The sequence below is a fragment of the Pseudomonas sp. A34-9 genome (assembly GCF_029543085.1).
Lineage (GTDB): Bacteria > Pseudomonadota > Gammaproteobacteria > Pseudomonadales > Pseudomonadaceae > Aquipseudomonas.
Genome location: NZ_CP119967.1, coordinates 5,435,337 through 5,449,831 on the forward strand (window position 1 = coordinate 5,435,337; position 14,495 = coordinate 5,449,831).

The 14,495-nt window shown below is 58.6% G+C and carries 15 protein-coding genes and 1 tRNA gene; 9 read left to right on the top strand and 7 right to left on the bottom strand.

The window, feature by feature from the left end; translation table 11 throughout:
• Nucleotides 1–33: 33 nt before the first annotated feature.
• Nucleotides 34–339 (top strand): YkgJ family cysteine cluster protein, encoded by a 306-nt coding sequence (locus P3G59_RS24235; RefSeq protein WP_064120447.1) that lies wholly within the window; start codon nucleotides 34–36, stop codon nucleotides 337–339.
• Between the two features lie 92 nt (nucleotides 340–431).
• On the opposite strand, the gene P3G59_RS24240 is transcribed toward P3G59_RS24235, so the two are convergent.
• The 6 genes from P3G59_RS24240 to hemA all read right to left on the bottom strand — a co-directional run bounded on the left by P3G59_RS24240 (nucleotide 432) and on the right by hemA (nucleotide 5,792).
• Nucleotides 432–950: an acyloxyacyl hydrolase gene (locus tag P3G59_RS24240; RefSeq protein ID WP_034156029.1), complete on the bottom strand. Its 519-nt coding sequence runs from the start codon at nucleotides 948–950 to the stop codon at nucleotides 432–434.
• A 112-nt stretch (nucleotides 951–1,062) separates the two neighbouring features.
• Nucleotides 1,063–1,854, bottom strand: a complete 792-nt coding sequence (gene murI / locus P3G59_RS24245) for a glutamate racemase (RefSeq protein WP_277759268.1) — start codon at nucleotides 1,852–1,854, stop codon at nucleotides 1,063–1,065.
• On the bottom strand, nucleotides 1,847–2,602 hold the full coding sequence (locus P3G59_RS24250; protein ID WP_277759269.1) for a molybdopterin-synthase adenylyltransferase MoeB: 756 nt from the start codon (nucleotides 2,600–2,602) through the stop codon (nucleotides 1,847–1,849). Before P3G59_RS24250 ends, murI begins: the two co-directional genes overlap by 8 nt.
• Entirely contained in the window at nucleotides 2,596–3,426 is an 831-nt protein-coding gene (gene prmC / locus P3G59_RS24255) for a peptide chain release factor N(5)-glutamine methyltransferase (RefSeq protein ID WP_277759270.1), read from the bottom strand. Before prmC ends, P3G59_RS24250 begins: the two co-directional genes overlap by 7 nt.
• On the bottom strand, nucleotides 3,427–4,509 hold the full coding sequence (gene prfA, locus P3G59_RS24260; RefSeq protein WP_277759271.1) for a peptide chain release factor 1: 1,083 nt from the start codon (nucleotides 4,507–4,509) through the stop codon (nucleotides 3,427–3,429).
• A complete protein-coding gene (gene hemA / locus P3G59_RS24265; RefSeq protein ID WP_277759272.1) occupies nucleotides 4,506–5,792 on the bottom strand; it encodes a glutamyl-tRNA reductase in 1,287 nt (428 codons plus the stop codon). The genes prfA and hemA overlap by 4 nt, the downstream gene beginning before the upstream one ends.
• Before the next feature lie 182 nt (nucleotides 5,793–5,974).
• Between hemA and P3G59_RS24270 the strand changes: the two genes are divergently transcribed.
• From P3G59_RS24270 to ychF, 8 genes are all read left to right on the top strand, one after another.
• The gene (locus tag P3G59_RS24270; RefSeq protein ID WP_277759273.1) at nucleotides 5,975–7,699 is read left to right on the top strand and encodes a tetratricopeptide repeat protein; all 1,725 of its coding nucleotides are present in this window, start codon (nucleotides 5,975–5,977) and stop codon (nucleotides 7,697–7,699) included.
• A gap of 3 nt (nucleotides 7,700–7,702) precedes the next feature.
• Nucleotides 7,703–8,320: a lipoprotein insertase outer membrane protein LolB gene (lolB, locus tag P3G59_RS24275; protein WP_007912895.1), complete on the top strand. Its 618-nt coding sequence runs from the start codon at nucleotides 7,703–7,705 to the stop codon at nucleotides 8,318–8,320.
• Between the two features lie 3 nt (nucleotides 8,321–8,323).
• Nucleotides 8,324–9,175, top strand: coding sequence for a 4-(cytidine 5'-diphospho)-2-C-methyl-D-erythritol kinase (gene ispE, locus P3G59_RS24280; RefSeq protein WP_277759274.1), 852 nt, complete (start codon nucleotides 8,324–8,326; stop codon nucleotides 9,173–9,175).
• Nucleotides 9,176–9,211: 36 nt separating this feature from the next.
• Nucleotides 9,212–9,286 (top strand) — tRNA-Gln (locus tag P3G59_RS24285).
• Between the two features lie 45 nt (nucleotides 9,287–9,331).
• A complete protein-coding gene (locus P3G59_RS24290; protein WP_003171603.1) occupies nucleotides 9,332–10,273 on the top strand; it encodes a ribose-phosphate pyrophosphokinase in 942 nt (313 codons plus the stop codon).
• A 141-nt stretch (nucleotides 10,274–10,414) separates the two neighbouring features.
• Nucleotides 10,415–11,017, top strand: coding sequence for a 50S ribosomal protein L25/general stress protein Ctc (locus tag P3G59_RS24295; RefSeq protein ID WP_277759275.1), 603 nt, complete (start codon nucleotides 10,415–10,417; stop codon nucleotides 11,015–11,017).
• A 171-nt stretch (nucleotides 11,018–11,188) separates the two neighbouring features.
• Nucleotides 11,189–11,773 (top strand): aminoacyl-tRNA hydrolase, encoded by a 585-nt coding sequence (pth, locus tag P3G59_RS24300; protein ID WP_129395494.1) that lies wholly within the window; start codon nucleotides 11,189–11,191, stop codon nucleotides 11,771–11,773.
• Nucleotides 11,774–11,795: 22 nt separating this feature from the next.
• Nucleotides 11,796–12,896 carry a redox-regulated ATPase YchF gene (gene ychF / locus P3G59_RS24305; protein WP_007912904.1) on the top strand — a complete coding sequence of 367 codons (1,101 nt, stop codon included), beginning with the start codon at nucleotides 11,796–11,798 and terminating at the stop codon, nucleotides 12,894–12,896.
• A 142-nt stretch (nucleotides 12,897–13,038) separates the two neighbouring features.
• Here ychF and P3G59_RS24310 read toward each other — a convergent pair whose 3' ends face one another.
• The gene (locus P3G59_RS24310) at nucleotides 13,039–14,256 is read right to left on the bottom strand and encodes an MFS transporter (RefSeq protein WP_277759276.1); all 1,218 of its coding nucleotides are present in this window, start codon (nucleotides 14,254–14,256) and stop codon (nucleotides 13,039–13,041) included.
• Nucleotides 14,257–14,495: the final 239 nt, after the last annotated feature.

Below are 14,495 nucleotides of genomic sequence, written 5' to 3' on the forward strand. Positions count from 1 at the left end.
CACACGCATCGGTCGCTGCCTTACACTGGCGCCATGAAAACCATCCCCCACCAGCAAATCGCCGAACCGGCCGTCACCTGCTCGACTTGCGCAGCGTGCTGCTGTCAGCTTGAAGTGATGCTGATCACCGACACCGGCGTGCCTGATCGCTTTATCGATACCGATGAGTGGGGCGGCGAAGTGATGCTGCGTCTGGACGACGGCTGGTGCGCGGCGCTGGATCGCGACAGCATGATGTGCACGATCTATGAGAAACGCCCGCTGATCTGCCGCGAGTTTGAAATGGGCGCGCCGGAGTGCATTGAAGAACGCAAAGGCATCACGACCGCCTACCGCTGATTTAAAGCAAAAGATCGCAGCCTTCGGCAGCTCCTACAGGAGAAATCATTCCCATGTAAGAGCTGCCGAAGGCTGCGATCTTTTGATCTTTTTTACAGCGGCATTGTGTAATGCAGCGAGTAACTTTCTACACCGTCGTTGCTGCTGGCCAGGCCGGCGTTGGAATAGTGCGTCGCACGAATCCCGACTTCATGCCCGCCATTGAAACGCAGACCAAAACCGAAGCGGTCTTCAAACTGGAAGGAGCCGCCGAGATTGTTGGATTCGTACTTGGTATTGGAAAACGCCGCTACACCAATCCCCGCCTCTACATACGGTTTAACCGATTGACCGGCAAACTCGTAAACAAATACCGGAGAGAACGACAGGCTGTTGTTGCTGGACGTCTTGTCGCCTTCCCAGTAGGTGTAGGCACCGCTCCAGTAACCGGTCAGGCGACCGACGTCACTTTGCAGCCAGCTCTTGTCCCAGTCGAAATTCATGCCCAGGCGATAGGTCATGGTCGAGTCGCTGGTGGCCCCCACCGCGAACTCCACGCCTGCCGCTTGTGCAGTAATACTTTGCCCCATCAGTGCGGCCGCAATCGCGGCCAAGCAGAATAGTCGCTTCACGTTGAAACTTCCTTTTCCGGAACGATCGTTTGGTTTTCTAGATAACTCTCCGCTATAGAAGCTAGCGCCTGCTTAGAAGTTCAGCTGATTTTTTAGTTATTTCACATTTTTTTTACAAACTGAATTTCTGCACTTCGCCGGCAGCTTGCCCCAGTAGCGGCAGGATCTTTTTGAAGTACGCAGGATCCGCGCTGGTCCAGAATCTGACCGGCTGGTTCGGGCCGGCAGCGAGCAAGTCACGCTCCGCCAAAAGCCGCTGAAGTTGCCGCGCCACAGCAGCGCCGGTATCGATCAGGCTGATGTCCTCGGGGATCATCGACTTGAGCATTGGCTTGAGAAAGGGATAGTGGGTGCAGCCCAGAATGATCGTGTCACAACCGCTGGCCAGCAATGGCTCGACATAACGTTGCAGCAACTGACGCAACTCGGCGCTGTGCAGATCGCCGCTTTCAATCAGCTCGACCAGGCCGGGGCATGGCTGGGTGATCACGCGTACGTCAGTGGCAAAGCGATCGAGCAGCGCGGCGAACTTGGCGCTCTGCAACGTGCCTGTGGTGGCGAGCACGCCGACCACACCGCTGCGGGTCGCAGCCGCGGCCGGTTTCACTGCTGGCTCCATGCCGACAATCGGCCAGTCGGGAAAATCACCGCGCAACTCGGCGACAGCTGCCACCGTGGCGGTATTACAGGCCAGCACCAGGGCCTTGGCGCCTTGCTCGCGGAAAAACCCGGCCATCACGCTGCAACGCTGGCGAATGAACTCCGGGGTTTTCTCGCCATAGGGAATGTGCCCGCAATCGGCGAAGTACAGTAGCGATTCATCGGGCAACAGATGCTGGATCTCCGCCAATACCGACAGACCGCCGACACCGGAATCGAACACCGCGATCGGTGCCTCACGCATGGCGCGATCCACAGACAGTGCAACCCGGATCACGCTTGACCCGCAGTTCCCGGAAGCGCGAACCCAGGGCGTCGATCAGCAACAAGCGCCCCACCAGCGGCTCGCCGAAACCGACCAGCACCTTCAAGGCTTCCAGCGCTTGCAGACTGCCGACCAGCCCGACCAGCGGCCCGACCACACCGGCTTCGCTGCAGGTCAGTTCGGCTTCGCTGCCGTGCCCGTACAGGCAGTGGTAGCACGGACTTTCCGGGCGACGCGGGTCGAATACCGACAGTTGCCCTTCCAGACGGATCGCCGCACCGCTGACCAAAGGCTTGCACGCGGCCACACACGCCGCATTGACCGCTTCGCGGGTGGAGAAGTTATCGGAACAGTCGAGCACCAGATCCACCGCTGTCACGGCAGCCGCGAGAGAATCCTCGTCCAGCGCCTGACGATGGGCGATCAGTTCAATCTCGGGGTTGATCGCGGCCAGACGCTTGAGCGCCGAGTCGACCTTGCTCATGCCGACGCTGTCGGTGTCATGGATGATCTGGCGTTGCAGGTTGGTCAGATCGACCGTATCGAAATCCGCCAGATGCAGTTCGCCGACACCCGCCGCCGCCAGATACAGCGCAACCGGCGCACCGAGACCGCCAAGGCCGACGATCAACACACGACTGTCCTTGAGCTTCAACTGCCCGTCGATGTCGATGTGTTGCAGCAGAATCTGCCGGCTATAGCGCAGCAATTCCTGATCATTCAGCACGGCAGGCGCCCCAGACTGATGCGTTGATGGCCGCCCAGATCGGTGCGGCTGTGGACTTCTTCAAAACCGCGCGTGAGCAGCAGATCGCGCACGGCTTCGGCTTGATCATAGCCGTGTTCGAGCATCAGCCAGCCACCTGCTTGCAGATGATCCGGGGCCTGCGTAACGATCAGACGCAGATCGTCGAGACCGTCTTCACCGGCGACCAGCGCACTGGCCGGTTCGAAACGCACATCGCCTTCGACCAGATGCGGATCGGCGGCGGCAATGTACGGCGGGTTGCTGATGATCAACTGGAAGCGCTGACCTTCCAGCGCGCTGAACCAGTGGCTGCTCAGCACGGTGGCATTGTTCAAGTGCAGTCGCTGGCGATTGCGTTCAGCCAAGGCTACGGCCTCGAGCACACGATCCACCGCTGTGACTTTCCACGCCGGACGTTCGCTGGCCAAGGCCAATGCGATCGCGCCGCTGCCAGTGCCGAGGTCGAGCACGTTGGCCGGGGTTGCGGGGAGCAATTCCAGCGCTGCTTCCACCAGCAATTCAGTGTCCGGGCGCGGGATCAGCGTGTGCGGCGCGACTTCCAGATCGAGCTTCCAGAAACCCTGCTGACCCAGAATGTAGGCCACCGGCTCACCGCCACGGCGACGTTGCAGGTATTCGGCAAACGTCAGCGCCGCTTCACTCGGCACGATGCGTTCGGGCCAGGTGTGCAGAAAACTGCGCGATTTGCCCAAGGCCGCCGCGAGGAGCAATTCGGCGTCAAGACGCGCGGTGGGCGAGTCCGGCAGTTCGGCGGCGCGCAACAGGCTGGCAATGATGGTCATTTATTCACCTATCGCTGCGAGTTGGTCAGCCTGGTATTCGGCCAGCAACGGCTCGATCACCGCTTCAACGCCACCGGCGAGAATTTCATCGAGCGAATACAGGGTCAGGTTGACGCGATGGTCAGTGACCCGGCCCTGCGCAAAGTTATAGGTGCGAATACGCTCGGAACGGTCGCCGGAACCGACGAGCAGTTTACGTTCGCTGGCGATGGCATTCGCCGCCGCTGCGGTTTGCTGATCGTTAAGCTTGGCCGACAGCCAGGCCATCGCACGGGCGCGGTTCTTGTGCTGGGAACGTTCTTCCTGACACTCAACCACGGTGCCGGTCGGCATGTGCGTGATGCGGATCGCCGAGTCAGTAGTGTTGACGTGCTGACCACCGGCCCCGGAAGAGCGATAGGTGTCGACGCGCAAATCCGCCGGGTTGATCTCGATGGCTTCGCGCTCATCCGGCTCGGGCAACACCGCCACGGTGCAGGCCGAGGTGTGGATACGGCCCTGGGATTCAGTGGCGGGTACACGCTGTACGCGGTGCGCGCCGGATTCGAATTTCAGCTTGCCGTAAACGTTGTCGCCTTCGATGCGCGCGATGACTTCTTTATAGCCACCGTGTTCGCCTTCGTTTGCCGAAAGGATCTCCACGCGCCAGCCACGTCGCTCGGCGTAACGCGAGTACATGCGGAACAAATCGCCGGAGAAGATCGCCGCCTCATCGCCTCCCGTGCCGGCGCGAATCTCGAGATAGACGTTGCGGCCGTCATTCGGATCCTTGGGCAGCAACATGCGTTGCAGATCACCCTCCAGCGTGATCAGCAATTCCTTGGCTTCGCGGACTTCTTCCACGGCCATTTCACGCATGTCCGGGTCGCTGTCCTTGAGCAACGCCTGGGCGCCTTCCAGATCGCCTTGTACGCTGAGCAGCTTTTTATAGGCTTGCACGACCGGCTCGAATTCGGCGTATTCCTTGGAATAAGCGCGGAACTTGGTCTGATCGGCAATGACTTCGCCGTCGCCGAGCAGCGCGGTCAGTTCCTCGAAACGATCCTGGAGGGTGTCCAGCTTATTGAGCAGTGACGCTTTCATTGCGGTTTTTTATCCGAAAAGCTATCCGGTGAGCCCTCAAGGGCAAAGAGTTCCTGGGCCATGGCCAGCGCATCGAGGCGGCCTTCGGCAGAAAGCTTTTTCAATTGCACGCTGGGCGCGTGCAACAGTTTATTGGTCAGGCCACGGGCCAATTGTCCGAGCACGTCTTCAGCGTTGCCGCCGTTGGCCAGCAGACGCAGGGCTTTTTGCAGCTCTTCGTCGCGCAGGCGTTCGCTCTGTTGACGATAGGCCTTGAGCACATCGACCGCCGCCAACTCGCGCAGGCGCACCATGAAATCATCGGCGCCGACCGAAACCATCTCTTCCGCTGCCTGGGCTGCACCCTGACGGCTCTTGAGGTTTTCGGCGACCACTTCGTGGAGATCGTCGACGCTGTAGAGGTAAACGTCGTCCAACTCGCCGACTTCCGGTTCGATATCGCGGGGAACGGCGATGTCGACCATAAAGATCGGCTTGTGCTTGCGCAGCTTCAACGCGCTTTCCACCGCGCCTTTGCCGAGAATCGGCAACTGACTGGCGGTCGAACTGATCACGATATCGCTGCGCACCAGTTCTGCCGGGATGTCCGACAGCAACACCGCGTGAGCGCCGAACTGTTCAGCCAGCTGACTGGCGCGTTCCAGCGTGCGGTTGGCGACGACGATGCGCTTGACCCCCAGCTCGTGCAAATGGCGTGCAACCAGGGTGATGGTCTCGCCGGCGCCAATCAGCAGGGCCTGACTGCGTTGCAAGTCGCTGAAAATCTGTTTGGCCAGGCTGACTGCGGCAAATGCCACGGACACCGGGTTTTCACCAATCGCAGTGTCGGTACGCACCTGTTTGGCGGCATTAAACGTTGCCTGAAACAGTCGCCCCAGCAGCGGGCCGATGGTGCCGGCCTCGCGGGCCACGGCGTAGGCCGACTTCATCTGACCGAGAATTTGCGGTTCGCCCAACACCAGCGAGTCGAGCCCGGAGGCGACGCGCATCATGTGACGAACTGCCGCATCATCTTCATGCACATAAGCACTCGCACGCAGCTCATCGAGGCTTAAATGGTGATAGTCGGCCAGCCAGCGCAGCACGATATCGGCAGAAAGCTGATCCTGTTCTATATAAAGCTCACTGCGATTGCAGGTCGAGAGGATCGCAGCTTCGCGGCTGTCGGTCAGTCGGCAGAGCTGCTGCAAGGCTTCCACCAGCTGCTCAGGGGTAAAGGCCACGCGCTCGCGGACGTCTACTGAAGCAGTCTTGTGGTTGATACCGAGTGCAAGGAAGGCCATTCAAAGTCGCTGATGGTGACGTGAAGCCGGCAATTGTCCTACTTCGAAAGATTCAGAACAACTACCGCTGACTATTGTCCCAATCGTCAGCCCCTATAATGGGCACAATTGAGTCTCGGTTATGTTTGGTCGAAGGCTTGTGTCATGATGATCCGACCGCAGGTTAGTCGTCCTCTTCCTATATGAATAGATCTTCCGCGTTGCTCCTCGCTTTTGTCTTCCTCAGCGGCTGCCAGGCCTTGGCCCCCGTTTCGCCGGACGGTACGCCGTCGGTTGAAGACACCACGCCCGCGCCTGAAAAGCCCAAGGTTTACAGCTCGTTCAGCGAGGAAACCGTTTTCAGCCTGTTGAGCGCCGAACTCGCCGGCCAGCGCAATCGTTTCGACATTGCCCTGGACAACTACGTGACCCAGGCCATCAATACCCAGGATCCGGGTGTGTCCGAGCGGGCATTCCGTATCGCCGAATATCTGGGGGCCGATCAACCGGCCCTCGATACGGCGCTGATCTGGGCGAAAAACGCTCCGGACGACCTCGAAGCGCAACGCGCCGCTGCCGTGCAACTGGCGCGCGCCGGGCGCTATGACGACTCGATGGTCTATATGGAGAAAGTCCTGCAAGGCAAGGGCGATACCCATTTCGACTTCCTCGCGCTGTCGGCGGCGGACACCGACCAGGAAACCCGCAACGGCCTGATGAAAAGTTTCGACCGTTTGTTGCAGCGTCATCCGAACAACAGCCAGCTGATTTTCGGCAAAGCCTTGCTCTTGCAGCAGGATGGCGACAACAAAGCCGCCCTGGCCTTGCTCGAAGACCATCCGCCGGAAGAAGGCGAGATTGCGCCAATTCTGCTGCGCGCACGTCTGCTGCAACTGCTGAACCGTGGCGACGAAGCCCTGCCACTGCTGCAAAAAAGCATCAAGAAGTACCCGGACGACAAACGCCTGCGCCTGACTTACGCGCGCATGCTGGTGGAACAGGACCGGATGGACGACGCCAAGGCCGAGTTCTCCAGCCTTGTTCAGCAATATCCTGAAGACGACGAACTGCGTTACTCGCTGGCACTTGTATGCCTGGAAGCCAAGGCCTGGGATGAGGCCAAGGGTTACCTGGAAGACCTGATCGCTCGCGAAAGCCATGTCGATTCGGCGCACCTGAACCTCGGTCGCATTGCCGAAGAACGCAACGACCCGCAGGGCGCCCTCATCGAGTACGCCCAGGTCGGCCCGGGCAATGACTATCTGCCGGCGCAATTGCGTCAGGCCGATATCCTGATGAACAACGGCAAGACCGCCGAAGCGCAAAGCAAACTCGCCGCCCAGCGCGACGAGCAGCCGGATTACGCGATTCAGCTGTACCTGATCGAATCGGAAACCCTGTCGGCCAACAAACAGGACGACAAAGCCTGGAAAGTCTTGCAGCAAGCCTTGCTGCAATATCCGGACGACCTGAATCTGCTCTACACCCGGGCCATGCTCGCGGAAAAACGCAATGATCTGGGGCAAATGGAAAAAGACCTGCGCCTGATCATCAAGCGTGATCCGGACAACGCCATGGCCCTCAACGCGCTGGGCTACACCCTGTCCGACCGCACCACACGCTACGCTGAAGCGAAGGCGCTGATCGAGCAGGCACACCAGATCAATCCGGAAGACCCGGCGGTGCTCGACAGCCTCGGCTGGGTGAACTTCCGCATGGGCAATCTGGACGACGCCGAGAAATATCTGCGTCAGGCGCTGGAGCGTTTCCCCGACCACGAAGTCGCCGCGCACTTGGGCGAAGTATTGTGGGTCAAGGGCAACCAGCGCGAAGCCAAACAAGTCTGGGGCAAATTCCTCAAGGATCAGCCCGACAGCACCATTCTGCGCAGCACCATCAAGCGCCTGACCGGATCCGAGACTCTTTAACTCATGTTTTTGCGCCACGTTATTGTTTTCAGCTTCATCGCCCTGCTCGCTGGCTGCTCGGGTTTTGGCACTCGCGAATCGGTCGAGGGCCACGGCAGTCCGGCTCAATGGGCCGCGAACAAACAACAGCTGACCGGCCTCGACGGCTGGCAGATCGATGGCAAGATCGGCATCCGCGCACCGAAAGATTCCGGTAGCGGCACGCTGTTCTGGCTGCAGCGTCAGGACTATTACGACATTCGTCTGTCCGGCCCGCTGGGTCGTGGCGCCGCTCGACTGACCGGGCGTCCGGGCAAAGTGTCGCTGGAAGTCGCCAATCAGGGTCGCTACGACTCCGAGTCGCCGGAAGCGCTGCTCGAAGAACAGCTCGGCTGGAAACTGCCGGTGTCGAATCTGGCCTGGTGGGTGCGTGGCCTGCCGGCGCCGAACAGCAAAAGTCGCCTGAACCTGGATGCGGACAGTCGCCTGGCCAACCTGGAACAGGATGGCTGGAAAGTCGAATACACCGCCTACACCGAACAAAACGGTTACTGGTTGCCCGAGCGCATCAAGCTGCACGGCACTGACCTCGACGTGACGCTGGTGATCAAGACCTGGCAACCGCGCAAGTTGGGGCAATAAAGCATGACCGCTGCACGCCTGACCCTGCCCTCGCCGGCCAAACTCAACTTGATGCTGCACATTCTCGGGCGCCGCGAAGACGGTTATCACGAGTTGCAGACGCTGTTTCAGTTTGTCGATTACGGCGATGAAATCACTTTTGCCGTACGTGATGACGGCGTGATTCGACTGCACACCGAATTCGCCGGCGTGCCGCACGACAGCAACCTGATCGTGCGCGCGGCGAAAATGCTCCAGCAGCAATCCGCGTGTTCGCTCGGTATCGATATCTGGATTGATAAAGTACTGCCCATGGGCGGCGGCATCGGTGGCGGCAGCTCAAATGCAGCGACGACTTTGCTTGGCCTGAATCATTTGTGGCAGTTGGGTTGGGATGAAGATCGCCTGGCTACCCTGGGCCTGACGCTGGGTGCCGACGTGCCGGTTTTCGTCCGTGGCCATGCGGCGTTTGCCGAGGGCGTGGGTGAGAAACTGACCCCGGTGGATCCCGAAGAACCGTGGTATCTGGTGCTCGTACCGCAAGTCTCTGTAAGTACGGCAGAAATTTTTTCCGATCCTTTGTTGACACGTAACACGCCGCCCATTAAAGTGCGCCCCGTTCCCGAGGGAAACAGTCGAAATGACTGCTTGCCGGTGGTTGCAAGGCGTTATCCAGAAGTACGTAACGCATTGGATTTGTTAGGTAAATTTACCGAAGCAAAACTCACCGGAACTGGAAGTTGTGTGTTTGGGGGCTTCCCAAGCAAAGCTGAAGCTGATAAAGTCTCGGCCCTTCTGACAGAGACCCTTACAGGGTTTGTAGCGAAAGGAAGCAACGTTTCGATGTTGCACCGAAAACTGCAAAGTCTGCTCTAAAGGAACCAGGTGCTCGGCACTTGATGCAACAGATACAGGGGCGTCGCCAAGCGGTAAGGCAGCAGGTTTTGATCCTGCCATGCGTTGGTTCGAATCCAGCCGCCCCTGCCATTTTCTATACTCATCCAGGTTACCCTCAGCCTCTAGGTACTGCGCGTGTCCAAGATGATGGTCTTTACGGGGAATGCTAACCCCGATCTGGCTCGGCGTGTTGTACGTCAGCTGCATATCCCTCTCGGTGACATCTCTGTCGGCAAGTTTTCCGACGGCGAAATTACAGCCGAGATCAATGAAAACGTTCGCGGTAAAGACGTTTTCATTATTCAGCCGACTTGCGCTCCGACCAACGATAACCTGATGGAACTGGTAGTGATGGCTGATGCCTTCCGCCGCTCCTCGGCTACTCGTATCACTGCTGTTATTCCTTATTTTGGTTATGCCCGTCAGGATCGCCGTCCGCGTTCCGCACGTGTAGCTATCAGCGCGAAAGTCGTTGCTGACATGCTTACCGTAGTCGGCATCGACCGTGTTCTCACGGTTGATCTGCATGCTGACCAGATTCAGGGTTTCTTCGATATTCCGGTAGATAACATCTACGGCTCCCCGGTTCTGGTGGATGACATTGAAGATCAGCGCTTCGAAAACCTGATGATTGTGTCCCCGGACATTGGTGGCGTCGTGCGTGCACGTGCCGTTGCCAAATCCCTGGGCGTAGATCTCGGGATCATCGACAAACGCCGTGAGAAAGCCAATCACTCTGAAGTGATGCATATCATCGGTGATGTCGAAGGGCGTACCTGTATTCTGGTCGATGACATGGTCGATACCGCCGGCACGCTGTGCCACGCGGCCAAGGCCTTGAAAGAGCATGGCGCAGCCAAGGTCTTTGCCTACTGCACACACCCTGTGCTGTCGGGTCGGGCCATCGAGAATATCGAAAATTCCGTGCTGGACGAGCTGGTGGTGACCAACACCATCCCGCTGTCCGCTGCCGCACAAGCCTGTGCACGTATCCGTCAACTGGATATCGCACCGGTTGTTGCCGAAGCGGTTCGCCGCATCAGCAATGAAGAATCGATCAGCGCGATGTTCCGTTAAGGGCCCTGCCCTTCTCGAAATGTCTCGTTGACGAAAAGCGCCCCGCCCCGGCATTCCTGTCGGGGCGGGGCTTTTTTGCCCATACCGTGTTCGGCGCTGGTCGCAAACGCCACTCGGTCATGGCTATTTTGGAGATACAAAATGAACGATTTTACTCTGAATGCTGAAGTGCGTTCCGACCTGGGGAAAGGTGCGAGCCGCCGCCTGCGTCGTCTCGCCGCCCTGGTTCCAGCTGTTGTTTACGGTGGCGAAAAAGCCCCTGAATCCATCAGCATGCTGGCCAAAGAAGTTGCCAAACTGCTCGAAAACGAAGCGGCTTACAGCCACATCATCGAGCTGAACGTTGGCGGCACCAAGCAGAACGTAATCATCAAAGCTCTGCAACGTCACCCGGCTAAAGGCCACGTTCTGCACGCTGACTTCGTACGCGTTGTCGCTGGCCAGAAACTGACCGCTACCGTTCCTGTGCACTTCATCAACGAAGCTGCTCCAGTGAAGAAAGGCGGCGAGATTTCGCACGTTGTTGCTGAAATCGAAGTTTCCTGCCTGCCGAAAGATCTGCCTGAGTTCATCGAAGTCGACCTGGCTAACGCTGAAATCGGTTCGATCATTCACCTGTCGGACCTCAAAGCTCCTAAAGGCGTTGAGTTCGTTGCTCTGGCACACGGCGATGACAAGGCTGTTGCCAACGTCCACGCTCCACGTGTTGCTCCAGAAGCTACCGAAGAAGGCGCAGCAGAGTAATTCACTCTGTCATGCCTGAGTGAGCAAGTAACATCGCGGACTGGAACGTAGCGAGAAAGCGGGCGAGAACGCGGAGTTTACATCCATGGTAAATGAGCATTTTTCGTCCACTTTCGCCGCTTTTCCTGATCGCGGCGATGTTACTCACCACTCAAAGGAAGGGCCCCTATCGTGACTGCCATCAAACTGATCGTTGGCCTGGGAAATCCAGGCGCCGAATACGACCAGACCCGGCATAACGCAGGGGCCCTTTTTGTTGAGCGCATCGCCCAAGCACAGAATGTGAATCTTGTGGCCGATCGCAAATATTTCGGCCTGACAGGGCGCTATTCGCATCAGGGTCAGGATGTTCGTCTGCTGATTCCCACCACTTACATGAACCGCAGCGGCCAGGCCGTGGCGGCACTCGCCGGTTTCTTCCGCATCAAGCCTGAAGAAATCCTCGTGGCGCATGACGAACTCGACTTGCCTCCGGGCGTTGCCAAGCTCAAGCAGGGCGGCGGCCATGGCGGTCATAACGGGTTGCGCGACATCATTGCGCAACTGGGCAATCAGAATACGTTCTACCGCCTGCGGCTTGGCATCGGCCACCCGGGCGTCGCCAGTATGGTTTCAAATTTCGTCCTGGGTCGTGCGCCACGCGCCGAACAGGAAAAACTCGATGCCAGCATCGACTTTGCCCTCGGCGTGCTGCCGGATATCCTCGCCGGTGAATGGAACCGCGCGATGAAAAACCTGCACAGCCAGAAGGCCTGACTCTACTCCGAGGGGAAACACCATGGGATTCAATTGCGGCATCGTCGGCCTGCCTAACGTCGGCAAGTCCACCCTGTTCAACGCCCTGACCAAATCCGGTATCGCGGCCGAGAACTTCCCCTTCTGCACCATCGAGCCGAACAGCGGCATCGTGCCGATGCCGGATCCGCGTCTGGAAGCCTTGGCGGCCATCGTCAATCCGAAGCGCATCCTGCCGACCACCATGGAATTCGTCGACATCGCGGGCCTCGTTGCCGGCGCCTCGAAAGGTGAAGGCCTGGGCAACAAGTTCCTCGCCAACATCCGCGAAACCGACGCGATCGCTCACGTGGTGCGCTGCTTCGAAGACGAGAACGTGATCCACGTTTCCAACAGCGTCGACCCGAAGCGCGACATCGAAATCATCGATCTGGAACTGATCTTCGCCGACCTCGACAGCTGCGAGAAGCAACTGCAGAAAGTCGCGCGCAACGCCAAGGGTGGTGACAAGGACGCCGTCGTTCAGAAGGCTCTGCTGGAGCAACTGATCGCACACTTCACCGAAGCCAAGCCTGCGCGCAGCCTGATGAAGAACATGAGCGCTGACGAAAAGGCCGTGATCAAGGGCTTCCACCTGCTGACCACCAAGCCGGTCATGTACATCGCCAACGTTGCTGAAGACGGTTTCGAGAACAACCCGCATCTGGACGTGGTTCGCGCCATTGCCGAAGAAGAAGGCGCGATGGTGGTTCCGGTCTGCAACAAGATCGAAGCGGAAATCGCCGAGCTCGATGACGGCGAAGAGAAAGACATGTTCCTCGAGGCCCTGGGCCTGGAAGAGCCTGGCCTGAACCGCGTGATCCGCGCCGGCTACGAAATGCTGCACCTGCAGACCTACTTCACCGCCGGTGTCGAAGAAGTCCGCGCCTGGACCGTCAAAGTCGGTGCCACCGCACCTCAGGCTGCCGGCGTGATCCACACCGACTTCGAGAAAGGCTTTATCCGCGCCGAAGTGATCGCCTACAACGACTTCATCCAGTACAAGGGCGAAGCCGGTACCAAAGAAGCCGGTAAATGGCGTCTGGAAGGCAAGGATTACATCGTCAAGGATGGCGACGTGATGCACTTCCGCTTCAACGTGTAAGCGTTACGCCCAAGAAAAAGCCGCGTTTGATACGCGGCTTTTTTGTGCCTGAAAGATTGTTAAAAGATCGCAGCCTTCGGCAGCTCCAACAGGTGTACATCAATCCCATGTAGGAGCTGCCAAAGGCTGCGATCTTTTGATCTTAGGCCTTTTTGGTGCGCGGCAAGAAAATCGCCAACACGCCAAACAACGGCAAGAACGAGCAGAGGAAATACACGTACTCAATCCCGTGCACATCCGCCAGATGCCCGAGCAACGCCGCACCAATCCCGCCAAACCCGAACATCAAACCGAAGAACACCCCGGCAATCATCCCGACATTGCCCGGCACCAACTCCTGCGCATACACCACAATCGCCGAGAACGCCGAGGCGAGGATGAAGCCGATCACCACGCTGAGGACTGTGGTCCAGAACAGATCGACATGAGGCATCAGCAACGTGAACGGCGCAACACCGAGGATCGAGAACCAGATCACCGCCTTACGCCCGATCTTGTCGCCAATCGGCCCGCCGAAGAACGTCCCAGCCGCCACCGCGCCCAAGAACAGGAACAAGTGCAGCTGCGAACTGGCCACCGACAGGTCGAACTTCTCGATCAGGTAGAACGTGAAGTAACTGGTCAGGCTGGCCATGTAGAAATACTTCGAAAACACCAACAGCCCCAGCACCACCAACGCACTGGTCACCCTGCCCTTCGACAGCCCGTGAGTCGCGGCCTGACCGGCCTTGAGCTTGAACAGATTGAGGTGATGGGCGTACCAGCGACTGATGCGGTACAGCACGAACAGCGCAAACACCGCGAACAGGCCGAACCACGCCACGTTGGCTTGACCGAACGGAATGATGATCGCCGCCGCCAGCAACGGCCCGAACGCGGAACCTGCGTTACCGCCGACCTGGAAGGTCGATTGCGCCAGACCAAAGCGTCCACCGGAGGCCAGCCGCGCAATCCGCGAGGCTTCGGGGTGGAAGGTCGATGAACCGATACCGATCAGCGCCGCTGCCAGCAGAATCAGCGGAAAACTGCCGACCATCGACATCATCACGATGCCAATCAGCGTGCAAATGGAGCCTACCGGCAACAGCCACGGTTTCGGATGCCGATCGGTGTGATAACCGACCCACGGCTGCAACAGCGATGCAGTCAGCTGGAAGGTCAGCGTGATCAGGCCGACCTGAGTAAATGTCAGGCCGTAATTGGCCTTGAGCATCGGGTAGATCGACGGCAGTACCGATTGGATCAGGTCGTTGATCAAATGCGCCAGCGCCACCGCGCCGATGATACGCATCACCAATGGACTGCTTTGAGGAGCAGCAGGCGCCGAGGCAGCGGCGGTCTGAACGTTGCTGGTAGACATGGAAGTTTCCGGACAACAGATGGGTGCACACAGGCAGGTGCGTCAATGTGCCATTTTTCAGTGCGTCAGCGCCATCCCCTTAGCCAGCTAACTAACTGATCAACGATCGATCCCTCCTGTAGGAGCTGCGATCTTTCAAGATCAAAAGATCGCAGCCTTCGGCAGCTCCTACAGGGGAAATCATTTTTTCCGGGAAGGTAATAGCGCAACGCCATGGTCTGAATCTTGCCTTGCTTCAT